Consider the following 17930-nt stretch of genomic DNA (forward strand, 5'->3'; position numbering starts at 1 on the left):
GGTGACAAACAGCCCGGCGGGGTCGGTGGCCCGCAGGGTGACGGTGCTGGTACCGGCAGTGGAGGGCGTGCCCGAGATGGTCAGGCCATTGGCCGACAGCCCGGCGGGCAGCCCGCTGACCTGGTAGGTAAGGGCATCGCCATCGGGATCGCTGAAGGTGGCGGCAGGAATAGTATAGTTAAAGGCGGTACCCACGGTGGCCTGCTGGTTGGGAACGGCACTGGCCAGGGTAGGCGGGCGGTTCTGCACAGGGGCGGTGGTGACCTGCAATATGAAGGTGGTGGTCGCAATCAGGTTAGCCGGATCGTTAGCCCGCACCGTCACGGTAGTCGTGCCTGCGACAGTGGGTGTACCCGAGATGCTCAAGCCGTTACTGGACAAGCCGGCCGGCAGATCATAGACGCGGTAGGTAAGGGCATCGCCATCGGGATCGCTGAAGGTGGCGGCAGGAATAGTATAGTTGAAGGCAATACCGACGGTGGCCTGCTGGTTAGGAATGGCATTGGCCACTATGGGTGAGCGGTTCTGCACAGGAGCGGTGGTGACCTGCAGGCTGAAGGTAGTGGTAACAAACAGCCCGGCGGGGTCGGTGGCCCGCACGGTGATGGTGCTGGTACCGGCAGTGGTGGGTGTACCCGAGATGGTCAGGCCATTGGCCGACAAGCCGGCGGGCAATCCGCTGACCTGGTAGGTGAGGGCATCGCCATTGGGATCGGTAAAGCTGTTGGAAGGGATGTTGTAGCTGAAGGCTGTTCCTACGGTAGCATTCTGATTTGGAATGGGGTTAGCCACCACCGGAGCCTGATTTGTCTGAAAAGCAGGTTGGAAGGGCGTAGTTGTGGCAAAGAAGGCTTCAGTCATTACATTCGCCCATAAGCTAGCCGCTTTAGTCTGACCATTGCTGTTAAGGTGAATGTCATCATACCGGTCAGAAGGGTTCAGGCCGGCATCATAATCCGGACCGGGCAGGTTATTGCTGCTTTGTGCTACCTGATTCTGTACCTGACGAATGTGATATTGCGGATAGGTGTACAGAAAAGGTGTCTGGCGGTTGATGACCGCTTTTATGGGGAATCCCATATCTTTCCGTGCCTGATCCAGAAACCCGTTGTACCAGCCGACCAGTTGGCCAACATTCGTGTTGGGGAAGTCATTTTGCCCATGATCCACTAATATAGCCCGAACGCCAGTTTGGGGAGCGTATTTGTCGAGCGTAGTCTTCAGGTTCATATAAGGCATTCGAATGGAGGCATCGACAAACGAATGGTCGAAGTAGATTCCCTGCGAAGCCTTCCACCACATTTCAATATTGGTACCGCCAAACGCGGTTTGGAAGATCAGCACCGGAATGTTATACCGTTGAGCCAGAATTTCGCCAAAACGGGACCAGAAGTAAGGCTGCACCCCAAATGTAGCCGGGTACAGGTTTCCGTACTGCGAAAAAGTGTTCGGTAGCTTATTGATATCAACGATAGGAGCATACTCCGGATTGGTGGACGGCATGGGTACCGCATTCACCCGGTCGTCGTTGGAATACGGTATAGAATAGCTGTTGTCGCCATGCGCTACCGAGTGACCAGCAATAATAAAGACTTCTCCAACACCCACCCGCTCGACCCGGTAGGTGCCGTTATTAGATTCCAGAATCAATTCATACCAGCCGCCCGGTACATTGGTGAAAGCGCCCGAAAATTTGCCGTTGGCAATGGCCAGGCTGGTCGCGGCAACCTGGTTTCCCGTCTGGCGCGACACCAGTCGGGCGTTGATCCTGGTGATGGAAGCGTCGGCTTGCCCATCCACCGGAATAGTAGCCGTGTTGCCCGTACTGCGCTGATAGACAATTCGGTTAAGTGGACGGGAAATAGTTACCTGGGCCAATGCTGTTGTCACACACAGCAGCCATGCCGTCAAAATAAGTAGATTGCGGGTCATATATTTTGAATATAAAAAGATTGGGTCGTAGTACTGGATTGTGCCGGTTATCAACCTATTAATTTGATATAAGTTGCCGGTAGCCATTATAGGCAGGCGGAGTTTGGACTCTCTGCTAACACACAGTGTTAGCGGTAGAGAGGTGATTAGGCTAGGTACACATCTGAGTAGCGCAGGAAAGTGTGTATGTTTATTAAATGACAAAAAGGTATACTATTTGTTACTACTAGGTGCAAGTAGAAACAAAAATTAATAAAAAGCAATACTCTATCGAACAAATTTTTTTGTAGAGGTATACCCCCAGTTCTTCCGTATCGGTATACCTCCTGTGCGTTATCTCCGCATCTGGCGGTAGGCTACGTTGCAAAGCCGGTAGTAATCAGACGGAAGGCTCCGGGTCTATTAGGGAAAGCCTACCTTATGATGCATGCCATTGCTGAGTACATTCAGAAAATATGTATCAGATTGCCCGCATGGCTAGTGCCAAATAGATTTTACAAACCGGATTAGTCCTGATTATTTGGATAGGTATATCACTTAAAAATTCGTTGCAAAGAAAGAAATTCCTGATTAGAGGTTATTTCGTTAATCTATCAGCCGCTAAATATAAGTCGATTGCATTTTGAATGTCAAGAAAAACTAAAATTCAACAGAATAAAAGGTCTATTTTCTTATTTTAACGAAATAGCTAACCAATTATAAAACGTATAAGTTGGATATTCAGGTTGTCAAATTTGCGAGTTAAAGCTGGTAGATTTATCATATATAAAAGCGGTATATACCTGCTTCGTCTCAGATTTCAAGCCGATGATTTATCAATCATTGAGCCCGCTTTCTGAATAGAATGCAGGGTAGCAATATTAAATTAGGCCTTTATATGTCGCTTAATTGCTCACAAGCAGCAAATAATAAGCCGGAAAACACTATGTTTTGCTTGGTTTTTTGTATAACGTTTTCAGTATTAATAGGGTAGTCTCTGTGCGTCAATTTTCTGTAAGTTCTGATCAGATCGTTTCCGGTATTGAAGAAATAGGTGTATAGAAGCGAACTTAAATTAAGGTTTTGTCGGGGTTTTTCCCGTATTTATACTAGGATTCCGTTTAAACTCCACCCGTAGTTGTGTCTTGTTTTGCCGGGTTTATGGCATCTGCTTCGTTTCCCTGTCAGAAAGTCAAAAGTACTTAATGCAGATTCGTGCCTGGTTTTACGATAAGGACATTTACGGAAATACTCGCTAAGTATTCAGCAGGAAATACTTCTTAAATATTTTGGGATTCTTGCCTCACCTGATCGGTGTAACCACAGGAGTTCCGGTACGCTGGGCAATTGCTAAAGAACGAAGCGTAGAAATTTGGCAACAAGAGAACTATCAGAACAGACCAAATATGATATTGTGCGGTTTTCGTCCTTAATTGAGGACTGAAGGGGGCGTGTTTGGAATAAAAAAGCCCGGCATATAGGCCGGGTGATACAGCTGGATTCGCCGGGAGTTGAATCGCTATTGGTTATCAGCGCGTTATCGAAAGTTTTTTGAGTAGGTGACGGATTTACTTTATTTTTCTGTATTATGTAGCATACGCCTAGATAAGGGAAACAGGCAGACTGGCTGTTGTTGAGGTTACTCTTTAGTTGATTCGCCAAAATGTAACCAGTGTGGTCCCGCCGGGAATCGAACCCAGATCTAAAGTTTAGGAAACTTCTATTCTATCCGTTGAACTACGGGACCATAAAAAACCTGCAAGTGTAAGTACCCTGCAGGTTCTCAGACGCAAAATACTAAAAAATTCATCATATGCCCAAACCGTCGGCGGTATCCTCGTCTTCAGCAAATTGCGAGAAGGGAATATCCAGCCAGTTGGGGTAAATGGTATAGTGCTTTTCTTTCACCAGCCGGAACAGCAGGTCGCGCAGTTCGTCGATGTTCTCGCGCTTTTCGGCAGAGATAAATACTACGTGTTCGGCTTTCCGGATCAGATACGTTTTTTTCAGATAGTCCAGCGCTGTCTGTCTCCGTACGGCTACCGGCACAGCTTCATCGGGAAAATCTACGTCGTCCAGGTGTTCATGCTGCGCCAGCCACTCTTCTTTAGGTTCGAACTGGTCCATTTTGTTGAAAACCAGAATTGTTGGCTTGTCGCCAGCACCAATCTCGGTGAGCGTGTCGCTGACGACTTCAATCTGCTCTTCAAACGACGGATGTGAAACATCCACCACGTGCAGCAGAATATCGGCTTCGCGCACTTCGTCCAGTGTAGATTTAAACGACTCGATCAGCGTAGTCGGCAGTTTGCGGATAAACCCGACGGTATCTGTTAACAGGAACGGGATGTTGCCCAACACAACTTTTCGTACAGTAGAATCTACAGTAGCAAACAGCTTATTTTCGGCAAAGACATCCGTCTTGGCCATTGTGCGCATGAGGGTCGATTTGCCCACGTTGGTATACCCTACCAGAGCTACTCGGACGAGCCGGTCGCGTTCCTTTCGGCGGGTGATGCTCTGCTTGTCAATTTTTTCCAGCTTCTCTTTCAGAAACGCGATCCGGTCCTGCACAATCCGACGGTCGGTTTCAAGTTCCTTTTCCCCAGGACCACGCATACCTACCCCACCTTTCTGACGACTTAAGTGGGTCCACATGCGGGTCAGACGTGGGTACATATATTGATACTGCGCTAACTCTACCTGTAGCTTAGCTTGCGCGGTCTGTGCACGCTGGGAGAAGATGTTCAGAATCAGCAAACTTCGGTCGAGTACTTTAATTTCTTTAAATGCTGCTTCCAGGTTACGCACCTGCGAAGGCGTCAGGTCATCATCGAAAATGATACAATCGACCGGATTATCGATAATAAAGGTTTGAATCTCTTCAAGTTTGCCCTTGCCGACAAACGTGCGGGTGTCGGGCCGATCTAAGCGTTGTACAAAGGACTTAACTGTAATGATGCCGGATGTCTCCGCCAGGAAAGCCAGTTCATCGAGGTATTCCTGCGTTTTTTCGGCCGACTGTCTCTGCGTTGTCAGCGCGACCAGCACTGCAGTTTCGGGCGGTTTATGGGTGTCGATCATCTATTATCAAACTAAAATAACGGAAAAAGGATAACGGCTGTATTTTACAAAAAGTTTCGGGATAATCGTACCGCAGATTTGCAAATCCGCTTGAGCAGCGCAGGTAAGCGGATTGTAAATCCGTTGTACTACCGTTTACTCAATCCTCCGCGGAGTTTACAACCAATTGCGTACCTTTGATACGCTAACGCTATACGACAGATGTTTACTATCTCCTGCTAAGGTCCGGCTCCGGACCCCCACCTCCGCTCCATACCCGGCCTGTTGCGCCGGCGTTTTCTTTATTCTTTCATATCCGGCATCCGGCTGTGATGCCGTTCAAGTAGCTTTTCCGTCATGAAAGCGTTTTTACAATTATTTCTGTCTGCTTTGCGCGGCAGCGAAATCAATTTTACATCCGGTAGTATCAACCGCGCCATCTTTCTATTATCGGTACCCATGATTCTGGAGATGGTGATGGAGTCATTGTTTGTTGTTGTCGATGTATTTTTTGTAGCCCGTATCGGTACCGAAGCTGTTGCAACGGTGGGCCTGACCGAGTCGGTCCTGACGTTAGTGTATTCAATAGCCATTGGCTTAAGTACGGCTGCTACGGCGCTGGTATCCCGTCGGGTAGGTGAGGGGCAGCCCGATGAAGCCGGTAAAGTGGTACTACAGGTGATTCTGGTGTCGCTGGCGCTGGCCGTGCTGATGGGCCTGCCCGGTATGGTGTTCGCCGAACGTGTTCTGCACCTGATGGGCGGTGATCCATCGCTGGTTGCCAACGGCTCCGGCTTTACCCGTCTGATTTTTGCCAGTTCGCCGGCCATTATTCTGTTGTACACGCTCAGTGGAGCGCTGCGGGGGGCCGGTGAGGCCTCGGTAGCTATGCGATCGCTGTGGATTGCCAACGGGATTAATATCATTCTGTGCCCGGTGCTGATTTTTGGGGTTGGTCCGGTGCCCGGCTTTGGGGTGATTGGGTCGGCTATGGCAACAACGACTGGCCGTTCCGTCGGAGTTTTATATCAACTCTATGCGCTGACACGCAGTCGCCGGTCGGTCCGGGTCAATTTGCGCCGGATGGTACCGGATCTGGCCATTATCCGGAATCTGCTCAGCGTGGCCGCAGGAGGAACCGCGCAGTTCCTGGTGGGCTCGGCCAGTTGGATTTTCCTGACACGTATACTGTCTACGTTTGGCAGCGATATTGTGGCTGGGTACACCATTGCCATCCGGATCATTATTTTCACCATTCTGCCGTCGTGGGGCATGGCCAATGCGGCAGCTACGCTGGTCGGGCAGAACCTGGGCGCGGGCGAACCGGGCCGGGCTGAGTCGTCGGCCTGGCGGGCGGCTTTTTACAATATGCTGTTTCTGGTGGTGGTAGGCATTGTATTCTTTACCAGTGCGACCGGAATCGTCGGCTTGTTCAACCGCGATACCCGTGTTATTGGTATTGCCGTACAGTGCCTGCAGATCTTCTGCCTGGGTTACGTCTTTTTCGCCTACGGCATGGTAATCAGCCAGGCCCTCAACGGAGCCGGTGACACCCGCACGCCAACGCTGATCAACATCTTCTGTTTCTGGATAGTGGAAATTCCGCTGGCCTACTTTCTGGCCCACATTGCCGGCTGGGGACCGCCGGGCGTATTCTGGGCGGTCGCTATCAGTGAATCGCTGCTGGCCGTTATTGCCGTTATTGTCTTTCGGCGGGGGCAGTGGAAAACCGTTCAGGTATAAGGCGTGGCCAGCCGAACGATTTGGATATAAGAGAGCCTAAACGAGATCAGGACCGTTTAGGCTCTGTTGTCCTCTTGTTCTGCCAGTAGGGACTTCACCGGCTTGGCCGTGGCAATCTTATACACCTGACTGCCAATAGTGACCAGCAGCAGCACCAGCAATGTAGTAATAAACGCCCCGGCCGTAACGGGCGTGTGATAGACATATACGCTATCGAGCAGGCTCTTCATACCGACAAACGCCAGCAGTAGTGCAATAACCCCCGCTATTGTAATCAGAATGACAAACTCCCGGTTAAGCAGATGGGCAATACTGAGGTGGTGCGAACGTGGTTGACAATGAAAATGGAAGAGGCATTGTGTGAAAAGTATCCTGGTTGTACTGGTGATAAATCAGCAGATACACCAGAATGCAGCAGGCAATGCCCAGGATATTAAACCCGGCGAAAAGTCGCTGCTTTGTACAGGTTGCGCAGCGCGACGGTCAGAAAGTTGCTGACCATAAAATGAATGGTGAATGGCGTTGACAAGCCAGCTGTTGTCATAGCCTCTGCCAAATGTTCTGCCAATGTCCGGCATCGGCTTTATCTATTGCGAAAACGCTGTTTCTCAACCTGTGCAAGCCGGTCTGATATCTACTTACTGACACCTGTGGTGCATTTCCGGACAATCGAAAACAGGGGTTGCCCCTAACAAGGTACGGGATCGGGGAGTTAAACCCGTACATTTGTCAGCCCCCTCCATATGATAGAAGACCTCTGGTACAAGAACGCCATCATTTACAGCCTCGACCTCGAAACTTTTATGGACGTCAACGGCGACGGTGTCGGTGATTTTGAAGGACTCTGCCGCCGGCTCGATTACCTCCACGCGCTGGGCGTGGATACTGTATGGCTGGCTCCATTTCAGCCTACCCCCAACAAAGACAACGGCTACGATATTCAGGACTACTACGGGGTTGACCCCCGGCACGGTTCCAGCGGTGATTTCGTGGAATTTATGCACCAGGCCAATAAGCGGGGGATCAAGGTTATTATCGATCTGGTGGTGAACCATACCTCCGATCAGCACCCCTGGTTTCAGGATGCCCGGACGGGTAAACACGCAAAACACCATGACTGGTACGTCTGGTCCGAGGAAAAACCTGCCAATTGGGATGAGGGAATGGTATTTCCGGGTGTGCAGGAGTCGACCTGGACATACGACAAAAAAGCCAAAGCATATTACTTCCACCGGTTTTTCGACTTTCAGCCTGACCTGAATACCGGCAATCCGGAGGTACGGGCCGAGATCCGGAAAATCATGGGCTATTGGCTGGAGTTAGGCGTAGCTGGGTTCCGCGTCGATGCCGTGCCGTTTATTCTGGAGCAACCCGTGCCGGGTAAAGAAAAGATGACCATGAAGTTTGAATACCTGCGGGAGATGCGTCGTTTTCTGCAATGGCGTAGGGGTGATGCCGTACTGCTGGGCGAGGCCAACGTACTGCCCGAAGAAACGCAGCCGTATTTTGGCAACGAAGGCGACGGTATCCACCTGATGTTCAACTTTTACGTCAACCAGCACCTGTTCTACGCCCTTGCCACTACCGATACCGAACCGCTGGTGAAAGCGCTGGAAGCCACCAAAGATATTTTCCCCACGGCCCAATGGGCACAGTTTCTGCGCAACCACGACGAACTGGACCTGGGTCGGCTGACTGACGAGCAGCGCCAGAAAGTTTTTGCCCGGTTTGGTCCCGAAAAAAATATGCAGCTCTACGACCGGGGTATTCGCCGGCGGCTGGCTCCCATGCTGGGCAGCCGGCAGCAGTCTGAACTGGCCTACAGCCTGATGTTTGCCCTGCCCGGCACGCCCGTGATCCGCTACGGCGACGAAATTGGCATGGGCGATAACCTGGCGTTGAACGAACGGGAAGCCGTACGGACACCCATGCACTGGTCGGGTGAGCCGCAGGCCGGCTTTTCGCAAAATAGTAAGCTGGTTCATCCAGTCATATCCGAAGGCCCGTATGCCTATCCCCATGTTAATGTAGATGCTCAGCGACGCGATCCGGATTCTATGCTCAACTGGATGATGGCCCTGATCCGGCTGCGTAAAGAGTGCCCGGAAATTGGCTGGGGTGACTGGCAGATCCTGAAGACTAAATTTCCGCAGGTGCTGGCGATGCACTATACCTGGCGGGGCGATGCGCTGGTGATCCTGCACAACTTCGACGAAAAAGCGCATGAGGTCGTTCTGGACCTGAAAAAGCAGGAGATTATCAAACTGATCGATTTGATGACCAACTACCAAAGCGAGGCCGACCAGAAGGGGGTTCACCGGATTATCCTGGAAGCGTACGGCTACCGCTGGTTCCGGGTGGGAAATGCAGGCCACACACAACACAGAACGGCTTAGCTATCACGAGCTGGATAGTGTGTAACTAAGGAATTGGTATAATGGTATAAATTTAGATTTTCCAAAGAAAATTTGGGTGTTTTTCTATTTTGCCTCATTGTAGGAGAGTACAGGAATGTTTTTTGAAAACTTTCCATAAAATTGCACACTGATTTGACACTTGCGCAAATCAAAGCCGCGATTCGTAAAAGTCATGAAAGAATACATTCGTCCGATTAACCGCCTGCTGGTTGCCAACCGGGGTGAAATTGCCATCCGCATCATGCGGGCCGCCACCGAACTGGGCATTACCACCGTGGCCGTCTATACCTACGAAGACCGCTATTCGCTACACCGCTACAAAGCCGATGAGGCTTACCAGATCGGGCGCGACGATGAGCCGCTGAAGCCATACCTCGATGTAGAAGGCATCATCTCGCTGGCCAAGTACAAACAGGTAGACGCCATTCACCCCGGCTACGGCTTCATGTCGGAGAACGTGGTGCTGGCCCGGCGGTGTCGGGAGGAGGGAATTATTTTCGTAGGGCCGTCGCCGGAAGCGATGGAAGCTCTCGGTGATAAGGTCCGGGCAAAAAACCTGGCAACCAAAGCCGAGGTGCCGCTGATTCCCGACAGCCGCGCCGATCTGACAGACTTTAACTTTGCGCAGGCTGAGGCTGAGCGGATTGGCTTCCCTATCATGGTAAAAGCCGCTGCCGGTGGGGGTGGTCGCGGGATGCGGGTGGTTCGTAAACCGGAGGACTTTGAAAAAGCATTTAACGAAGCCCGCAATGAAGCCAAAAACGCATTCGGCGACGATACCATCTTTCTGGAGAAATTTGTTGTAGATCCCAAGCATATCGAAATTCAGTTGCTGGGCGATACCCACGGCAACCTCATTCACCTCTACGAGCGCGACTGCTCGGTGCAGCGCCGGTTTCAGAAGGTGGTTGAGGTGGCCCCGTCGTTTGCTCTCAAACAGGAGACGAAAGAAAAACTTTACGAATACGCGCTGAAAATTGGTAAGGCCGTCAGCTACTCCAATGCCGGTACAGTAGAGTTCCTGGTTGATAAGGAGGAGAACATCTACTTTATCGAGGTTAACCCCCGGATTCAGGTGGAGCATACCATTACGGAGGAGGTAACAGGTATCGATATTGTCCGGTCGCAATTGCTGATTGCCATGGGGTATAAGCTGTCGGATAACGGTATTTATATCCACAGCCAGGACGATGTGCCCCTGAATGGCTATGCGATCCAGTGCCGGGTCACCACCGAAGACCCGTCGAACGGCTTTAAGCCGGATTTCGGCACCATCATTGCCTACCGCAATGCCGCTGGTTTTGGTATCCGGCTGGACGAAGGGAGTTCCTACCCTGGCGTGAAGATTTCGCCTTACTTCGATTCTATGATCGTGAAGGTATCGGCACGGGGCCGGACCCTCAAAGGCGCTACCCAGCGACTGCTGCGGGCGCTGGTGGAGTTCCGGATTCGGGGGGTAAAAACCAATATCCCGTTCCTGATCAACGTCATCAGTCACCCGATTTTTCAGCGGGGCGAAGCACGGGTATCGTTCATCGAAAGCCATCCGGAACTCTTCAACCTTCGTAAGCCGAAAGACCGCTCGACGCGGGCGCTGAACTACCTCGCGGAGGTGATCGTCAACGGCAATCCGGAGGTGAAGAAGAAAGAGGCTCGGGTATTCCGGACGCCGGTGGTGCCGATTTTTGATATTTACGGGCAGCACCCGCCCGGCAACCGCGACCGGCTTACCGAACTGGGCCGCGAGAAGTTTGTGGAGTGGGTAAAGGAGCAGAAATGCGTGCTGTACACCGATACCACTTTCCGCGATGCACACCAGTCGCTGCTGGCCACGCGGGTCCGCACGCAGGACATGATGAAAGTGGCCGAGGGCTTTGCCAAAAACCACCCGGAACTGTTCTCGATGGAAGTGTGGGGGGGCGCTACTTTCGACGTGGCCATGCGCTTTCTGTATGAGAGCCCGTGGGCGCGGTTACAGGCCCTGCGCGAAGCCATGCCCAACATGCTGCTGCAAATGCTGTTCCGCGGCTCCAATGCCGTTGGCTATTCGGCCTATCCCGATAACCTGATTGAAAAGTTTGTGGAGAAGTCGTGGGAGACGGGTATCGATGTCTTCCGGATTTTCGATTCGCTGAACTGGATCGAAGCCATGAAGGTGAGTATCCGGGCGGTGCGGGAGCGGACAAACGCTCTGGCCGAAGCCACCATCTGCTACACCGGCGATATGCTCAGTCCGCATCAGCACAAATATACGCTGCAGTACTACCTCGATCTGGCCCGCCAACTGGAAGACGAAGGTGCGCACCTGCTGGCCATTAAAGATATGGCCGGGCTGCTGAAACCACAGGCCGCCGAAGTACTGGTAGGTGAACTAAAAAAGGCCGTGAATATTCCGGTTCATCTGCACACGCACGACACGCCGGGTATTCAGGCATCGTCGTACATGAAAGCCATCGATGCCGGTGTCGATATTATCGACTGTGCCCTGGGCGCCATGTCGGGCCTGACGTCGCAGCCAAACTTTAACTCGGTAGTGGCCATGATGCAGGGCCATGAGCGCGAGTGCCCCATGAACCTGACCTCGCTGAACGCCTACTCCAACTACTGGGAAGATGTGCGGGAATGGTATTACCCGTTTGAGTCGGGCATGAAAGCCGGTAGCGCCGAGGTGTACGAGAATGAAATTCCCGGCGGGCAGTATTCCAACCTGCGGCCCCAGGCCATTGCGCTGGGCCTCGGCGATAAGTTTGAGACGCTCAAGAAGAACTATGTGGTGGTGAATCAGATGTTCGGCGACATCATTAAGGTAACACCATCGTCGAAGGTAGTGGGCGATATGGCCTTGTTCATGACCTCCAACAACCTGACGGCCGACGATGTGTTGACAAAGGGTGAGTCGCTTTCGTTCCCGGAGTCGGTGAAAGGGTTTTTTAAAGGCGAACTGGGGCAGCCCTATGGCGGTTTCCCGGAGCGCCTGCAGGAGGTGGTGCTGAAAGGCGAAAAACCCATTACCGGTCGCCCCAACGAGCACCTGAAGCCTATTGATTTCGATGCGGACTTTAAAAAATTTCAGGAGAAGTTTCCGCAGAGCGACGGCTTTCTCGATTACCTCTCGTACCAGATGTACCCGAAGGTGTACGAGGAATACTACCGGGCGGTGGAGCAGTACGGCGATGTGAGCATCATACCCACACCCGCCTTCTTCTACGGTCTGAAAGAGAACGAAGAGATCCTGATCGGCATTGACGAAGGAAAGAATATTCTGGTCCGCCTGCTGTTCATGTCCGAAGCCGACGACCAGGGTATGCGCACCATCACCTTTGAGCTGAACGGTCAGAGCCGGCAGGTGCGGGTGCGCGATAAATCGCAGAAGGTGGAGCGGCCACATAACCAGAAAGTGGGCAAAGACGGCGACGTTGGCGCTCCGCTACAGGGCCGCCTGACCCGCATTCTGGTAAAACCCGGCGATACCGTCAAGAAGAACCAGCCCTTGTTTGTGATTGAAGCCATGAAGATGGAGAGCATCGTGGCCGCGCCAAAAGCAGGTGATGTTAAACAAATCGTGCTGAAAGAAGGCACCGTTGTTGAGCAGGACGACTGGGTTGTGGAGCTGGGTTGAAGAATACTGACTCAGATGTGAGTACTCTTGCGTAAGTCGTTGAAATATCCGTACTTGAGGGGGCATATAGCCCCCTTTTTTATGGAAAATCAGCCTTACAACCCTAATCCAAATCCCAATTCGCCCCCGTATACGTCGATGAGCCAGTCGGATGAACGAACCTGGGGCATGCTGGCACACCTGAGTGCGTTAGCCGGTTTCATTATTCCGTTCGGCAACATCATCGGACCACTGGTGATCTGGCAGATCTACAAAGACAAATCGGAATACGTAACCTTCCACAGCAAGGAGTCTCTGAACTTTCAGATCACCATGTCCATTGCCTATGTGGTGTCTATTATTCTGGTTTTTTTGTTAATAGGAATCGCACTGCTCATGATACTGGGAGTAGTGAGCGTTATCCTGTTTGTAATTGCCGCTGTCAAAGCCAACAACGGTGAGTACTATAAATATCCCTTCACGTTCCGGTTTGTGAACTAGTACGTACCCCGGAATTACATTCCGGGGTACGTTACACCACCTCCGCTTTATAACCGGCTTCGCTCAGAGCCTTGACCACATCCTGTCCGGAGGCATTCTTTGTCTCAACGGTCAGAATACGGTCAGGGCTTTGCAGGTCTACATGCCAGCGTTCCACGCCGGCCAGTTCATTCAGATGCGGGGTGACCGTGGCTACGCAGGCTCCGCATTTGATAGTGGTCTTGAACTTTAAGGTTTCCATTTTAGTCTGATGTTTGTAGTTTGATGTTGCTTAAACCTTAGCCACTTTGAGCCTCAGGCTATTGGTAACGACCGACACAGAACTGAGGGCCATGGCGGCTCCGGCAATCATCGGGTTGAGCAGAAAGCCGAAGGCCGGATACAACACGCCGGCGGCAATGGGTATACCGATCAGGTTGTAAATAAACGCCCAGAACAGGTTCTGCCGGATGGTACGCACCGTCTTACGCGAAAGCGCCAGGGCCTTGGGTACTCCATTCAGGTCGGAGGTGATGAGCGTCATATGGGCCACATCAATAGCTATATCCGATCCTCTGCCCATTGCTATACTTACGTCAGCCTCGGCCAGCGCCGGCGAATCGTTGATGCCGTCGCCGACCATCGCTACTACCTTACCTTCTGCTTGCAACTGGTTCACCAAAAGCGCTTTTTCGTCCGGCATTACCTCCGCTTTAATGTGTTTGATGCCCACCTGACGAGCTACGGCGGCTGCCGTTTGCTGGTTATCGCCGGTCAGCATCCAAACGTCTATGCCCTGGCGTTGTAATGATTCAATGGCCGCCCGTGATGTTTCTTTAACCCGGTCGGCAATGGCCAGCACGGCCAGTACGGTTTTCGAATTGGCAAAGAACACCACTGTTTTAGCGTCGGCCCGCAGCCGGGCAGCGGTTTCGGCCAGATGAGCAGGCAGCGTAAGCTGTTGCTCCCGAATAAGTGCCTCATTCCCGACGTAGTAGGTATGGAGGCCAACAGAACCTTTTACACCTCGACCCGTCAGACTGGTAAAGCCTTTGATACTAGTTGGGGCATCATCGGAGTGGGTCGATTCTCCCTTCAGGGAGCCAGGGGGTATATTGTCTAATCCCTTTACGACTGCCTCTGCCAGCGGGTGTTCCGATTGAGCTTCCAGCGCCCGCAGAATCTGCCGGTTTTCGGCTGTATCCATTTCCTTATTCAACCACAGTTGATCGGTCAGTGTTGGCTTTCCTTCGGTGATGGTGCCGGTTTTGTCCAGAATAATCGTGTTTACTTTGTGTCCCAATTCCAGACTTTCGGCGTCTTTGATCAGAATGTTTTGTTCGGCTCCCTTACCAATGCCGACCATGATCGCCGTCGGCGTGGCCAAACCAAGCGCACAGGGGCAGGCAATAACCAAAACGGTTACGAGGGCTAGCAATCCGTGGGTAAAGGCGTTGTCACCTCCGAGGACCAACCAGGCAACCATACTCAGCACCGCGATGCCCACGACCACCGGCACAAAGATACCGGCAATCTTATCGACCAGTTTCTGCACCGGGGCCTTGCTACCCTGAGCCTCCTGCACCCGGCGGATGATCTGCGCCAGCACGGTCTGACTGCCAACCTGCTCGGCAGCAAACCGGAAACTGCCTTTCTGGTTGATGGTGCCGGCAAATACGCGGTCGCCGGGCTTTTTCTCTACCGCTACCGGCTCACCACTGATCAGGCTTTCGTCGACGTACGATTGCCCGTCCAGTACCGTACCATCAACCGCAATCTGCTCACCCGGCCGTACCAGGATAATCATACCGGGCGTAACCTCTGCCAGGGGCAGCTCCTGCCCCTGGCCGTTGCTGGTAACGCGCACGGTTTTCGGTTGCAGGCCCATCAGCTTTTTCAGCGCGGTGGAGGTATTGGACTTGGCGCGTTCTTCTAGGTATTTGCCCAGCAGGATAAACGCAATCACCACGGCGGCCGCTTCAAAATACACGTGGGGCTCCAGGCCCCGGCTCAGCCAGAATTTTGGGTAAACCGTATTAAACGTGCTGAACAGAAAGGCAATGCCTGTCGACAGGGCCACCAGCGTATCCATGTTGGCCTTGCCGTGCCGTGCCTGTTTCCAGGCATTTACAAAAAACGACCGGCCAAACACAAACAGCACGGGGGCCGTGAGCGCCAACATCAGGTAATTGGCATACGGCAGGTGCATAAACACCATGCTCAGCAGCACCACCGGCACCGACAACCCAGCCGCCCAGAGGGTCCGGCGTTTCAGATTCTGAACATGAGCCTGCTGCGCTTCTGCAGCTTGCCGGCGGCTTTCGGCTTCGTCGTCGGCTACCACCAGATCGTAGCCGATCTGCTGCACAACCTGCTGCATCACCGGTGGACTGGTCACGCTTGGGTTGTAATCGACCAGAACGGTTTGATCGGCGTAGTTGACGGCGGCCTCATAAACTCCCGCCGTCGATTTGAGCATTGACTCTACACTGGCGGCACAGGCGGCACAACTCATGCCCAGCACCGGCAGCGTCTTTTTTATATGTTGACCCGCTTTAGCCGACTCTGGTCGGCTTTTGGCCACAGACGTTATTTCCATACACTTTACACTGGTAATAGTAGAACATTGCAAAGGTACGTCCGGTTCGGGGCAGGTATGTTACAGAATCTGGGGTAAAGTGTGTAGGATTTGGGGTTGGTTGAGTAGTTCATTGGTTAAGTGGTTGAGTGGTGGGTTAGTTAACCAATGAACCAGTGAACTACTCAACCAAGCCTAGAACCAGGGCCTCCGGACTTTGAAGCTTTTTTTCAGACCCTGCACCAGGAGGTAGGCTCCAATCAGGCCGAAGATGATGGCCATGAGTGTCACTTTCAGAAAGGCAAAGAGCAGAGCTACGGCAATAACAATGACGGAGGCTTTAAGCTGCCACGGAATGCGTTGCCACCAGTTCAGCTTCGGGCGGGGCTTGAGTCCCAGGATCTCACGCAGGGTTTTCTTTTCCTGCTGCTGGGTTTTGGGTCTGGGGCGGGGCTGGGACGGATCTGTTACCCTTTCATTTTGTGCCGATACCATTTGCGTAACGCGCTCGATGTGCTGGCGGGTACGCTGAGCGGGAGAGGAGACCGGAGCCCGATTCGTTGAGCTGGCTTCGGTGGTTTCTACGTTAATGAGGTCTATTGCCGGCAGATCATCGGGTACAGGCGATGCTGGGCTTTCTTCGTTACGGGCAGAAGCCGCTCCGGGGACTACAGGCTGGCGGTATGAGACAGGAGGAGTACGTTGAAAACGCGCATAATCGCGATGACAGGAACTCAGCAGCAAAAGAACAAGGAACAGGAGAACAGTTGAACTAAGTAGTCTCATTCGGTTAGCGTAAAATTCGACGGCACAAAAATCCTTTCTAAAACGATACAGACAAGCCCGGTAATATGAAAAATTGAGAAATGTTCAGAAATCTACCGCCGGCGCATGGCCAGTAAACCCGCCGCTGGACCGCCCGCCAGCACCAGAAAGAGCAGCGATGGATGGATGACCGCAGCCAGCGCGTTCAGCCACTGAATGCTGATGATGGTAATGGAAAACCCCACACAGGTCACAATGGTCAGGGCTGTTCCGACCGATTCTTTCGGGGCCGACTGAGCCACTAGGGTCGAGAATTGCGGAGAGTCGGCTACGACCGCCATGCCCCAGATGAACAGCAACGGTAAAAACAGCCAGGGAGGCAGCGTAAACAAAGCGAAGGATAGCAGGCAGCAAATACCAGAAATGAGCAATGCCCAAAAGGCCGTGCGGGCGCTGCCGATCCGATTAGCCAGGTAACCACCCAGCACACAGGCTGGTCCGCCCACGCCGATTATCAGGAATGAGAGCAGGGGCACGTTCAGAGAGACCTCCGGGTGGCGGTCGGTATAGGTATTCAGGAGAAAGGGAACAAACGCCCAGAAGGCGTAGAGCTCCCACATATGCCCGAAATACCCGAATGCCGCCGACCGAAACGCCCGGCCCTGAAATACCGCAAACGCTGCCCGCGCATTCAGGCGGCTGCTTTTGCGCCGGAAAGGGCCATCCGGCACCAGCCACAGAATCAGCAAACCGCCCAGTACCGCCAGACCCGAGATCAGCAGAATCACCGATTGCCAGGCCAGCGACGCGGTCATACTCCGGAGCAGGTGCGGAAACGCCGTTCCCAGTACCAGGGCACCTACCAGATACCCCAGTGCCAGGCCTAAGCCTTTTTCGTGGTAATCGGCGGCAATCTTCATCCCAACCGGGTAAATGCCCGCCAGAAAAAAGCCTGTCAGAAAACGAAGCAGGAGCAGAGACGTAAAGTTACCGCCAATCAGGTAGATGCCCAGGTTGGAAACGGCTCCCGCCAGCGCACACGCGAAAAATACCTGCGAGGGCGAAAATCGGTCGGCAATGGTCAGCAGTGCAACCGTCAGCGTACCCACAATAAACCCGAACTGCACCGCCGATGTAACCGGCCCCAATACACTATCGGCCAGTTGCCACTCCCGCTGTATGTCGCGGATCACCGCGTTGCCCGCAAACCAGAGGGAGGTACAGGCAAACTGGGCGAAGACAATGACCGGCAGTACCCAGCGGGAGGGGGGCTGGTTGCTGGTTGACGGGCTGGTTAGTTGGCGGGAGGTTGCTGTTTTCATGAGAGGGTGTGCGGTAAAATACGTCCATCTGCGTCTTTTATCCAATAGCTATT

At 52.7% G+C, this 17930-nt stretch carries 11 protein-coding genes and 1 tRNA gene; 4 read left to right on the plus strand and 8 right to left on the minus strand.

Annotated features, from left to right (window positions below):
* From ABD931_RS05480 to hflX, 3 genes are all read right to left on the minus strand, one after another.
* Nucleotides 1-1932 (minus strand): putative Ig domain-containing protein (locus ABD931_RS05480; RefSeq protein WP_345264758.1); only part of this gene is annotated, 1932 nt, incomplete at its 3' end.
* A gap of 1654 nt (nt 1933-3586) precedes the next feature.
* Nucleotides 3587-3658, minus strand: a tRNA-Arg gene (locus ABD931_RS05485).
* Nucleotides 3659-3720: 62 nt separating this feature from the next.
* Nucleotides 3721-4995 carry a GTPase HflX gene (hflX, locus tag ABD931_RS05490; protein WP_345264760.1) on the minus strand — a complete coding sequence of 425 codons (1275 nt, stop codon included), beginning with the start codon at nt 4993-4995 and terminating at the stop codon, nt 3721-3723.
* Nucleotides 4996-5331: 336 nt separating this feature from the next.
* Between hflX and ABD931_RS05495 the strand changes: the two genes are divergently transcribed.
* A complete protein-coding gene (locus ABD931_RS05495) occupies nt 5332-6717 on the plus strand; it encodes an MATE family efflux transporter (RefSeq protein WP_345264762.1) in 1386 nt (461 codons plus the stop codon).
* A gap of 56 nt (nt 6718-6773) precedes the next feature.
* Here the strand turns inward: ABD931_RS05495 and ABD931_RS05500 are convergent, their stop codons facing one another.
* Entirely contained in the window at nt 6774-6947 is a 174-nt protein-coding gene (locus ABD931_RS05500) for a hypothetical protein (protein WP_345264764.1), read from the minus strand.
* 513 nt (nt 6948-7460) lie between these two features.
* Here ABD931_RS05500 and ABD931_RS05505 point away from each other — a divergent pair.
* The 3 genes from ABD931_RS05505 (at nt 7461) to ABD931_RS05515 (ending at nt 13233) form a co-directional block, all read left to right on the plus strand.
* Nucleotides 7461-9113, plus strand: a complete 1653-nt coding sequence (locus tag ABD931_RS05505; RefSeq protein ID WP_345264766.1) for an alpha-amylase family protein — start codon at nt 7461-7463, stop codon at nt 9111-9113.
* A gap of 193 nt (nt 9114-9306) precedes the next feature.
* Entirely contained in the window at nt 9307-12753 is a 3447-nt protein-coding gene (locus ABD931_RS05510) for a pyruvate carboxylase (RefSeq protein WP_345264768.1), read from the plus strand.
* A gap of 81 nt (nt 12754-12834) precedes the next feature.
* Nucleotides 12835-13233, plus strand: a complete 399-nt coding sequence (locus ABD931_RS05515; RefSeq protein ID WP_345264770.1) for a DUF4870 domain-containing protein — start codon at nt 12835-12837, stop codon at nt 13231-13233.
* A gap of 31 nt (nt 13234-13264) precedes the next feature.
* On the opposite strand, the gene ABD931_RS05520 is transcribed toward ABD931_RS05515, so the two are convergent.
* From ABD931_RS05520 to ABD931_RS05535, 4 genes are all read right to left on the minus strand, one after another.
* Nucleotides 13265-13474, minus strand: coding sequence for a heavy-metal-associated domain-containing protein (locus ABD931_RS05520; protein ID WP_345264772.1), 210 nt, complete (start codon nt 13472-13474; stop codon nt 13265-13267).
* Between the two features lie 30 nt (nt 13475-13504).
* Nucleotides 13505-15811: a heavy metal translocating P-type ATPase gene (locus ABD931_RS05525; RefSeq protein ID WP_345264774.1), complete on the minus strand. Its 2307-nt coding sequence runs from the start codon at nt 15809-15811 to the stop codon at nt 13505-13507.
* Nucleotides 15812-15985: 174 nt separating this feature from the next.
* Nucleotides 15986-16576, minus strand: coding sequence for a hypothetical protein (locus ABD931_RS05530; RefSeq protein ID WP_345264776.1), 591 nt, complete (start codon nt 16574-16576; stop codon nt 15986-15988).
* 92 nt (nt 16577-16668) lie between these two features.
* On the minus strand, nt 16669-17877 hold the full coding sequence (locus tag ABD931_RS05535; protein ID WP_345264778.1) for an MFS transporter: 1209 nt from the start codon (nt 17875-17877) through the stop codon (nt 16669-16671).
* Nucleotides 17878-17930 lie beyond the last annotated feature (53 nt).

Source organism: Nibrella viscosa (assembly GCF_039541875.1).
GTDB lineage: Bacteria > Bacteroidota > Bacteroidia > Cytophagales > Spirosomataceae > Nibrella > Nibrella viscosa.

Excerpts from the sequence above, each read along its gene's own strand:
- hflX (WP_345264760.1), bottom strand. The coding sequence starts at position 4,995 with ATGATCGACACCCATAAACCGCCCGAAACTGCAGTGCTGGTCGCGCTG.
- ABD931_RS05495 (WP_345264762.1), top strand. The coding sequence starts at position 5,332 with ATGAAAGCGTTTTTACAATTATTTCTGTCTGCTTTGCGCGGCAGCGAA.
- ABD931_RS05500 (WP_345264764.1), bottom strand. The coding sequence starts at position 6,947 with ATGAAGAGCCTGCTCGATAGCGTATATGTCTATCACACGCCCGTTACG.
- ABD931_RS05505 (WP_345264766.1), top strand. The coding sequence starts at position 7,461 with ATGATAGAAGACCTCTGGTACAAGAACGCCATCATTTACAGCCTCGAC.
- ABD931_RS05510 (WP_345264768.1), top strand. The coding sequence starts at position 9,307 with ATGAAAGAATACATTCGTCCGATTAACCGCCTGCTGGTTGCCAACCGG.
- ABD931_RS05515 (WP_345264770.1), top strand. The coding sequence starts at position 12,835 with ATGGAAAATCAGCCTTACAACCCTAATCCAAATCCCAATTCGCCCCCG.
- ABD931_RS05520 (WP_345264772.1), bottom strand. The coding sequence starts at position 13,474 with ATGGAAACCTTAAAGTTCAAGACCACTATCAAATGCGGAGCCTGCGTA.
- ABD931_RS05525 (WP_345264774.1), bottom strand. The coding sequence starts at position 15,811 with ATGGAAATAACGTCTGTGGCCAAAAGCCGACCAGAGTCGGCTAAAGCG.
- ABD931_RS05530 (WP_345264776.1), bottom strand. The coding sequence starts at position 16,576 with ATGAGACTACTTAGTTCAACTGTTCTCCTGTTCCTTGTTCTTTTGCTG.
- ABD931_RS05535 (WP_345264778.1), bottom strand. The coding sequence starts at position 17,877 with ATGAAAACAGCAACCTCCCGCCAACTAACCAGCCCGTCAACCAGCAAC.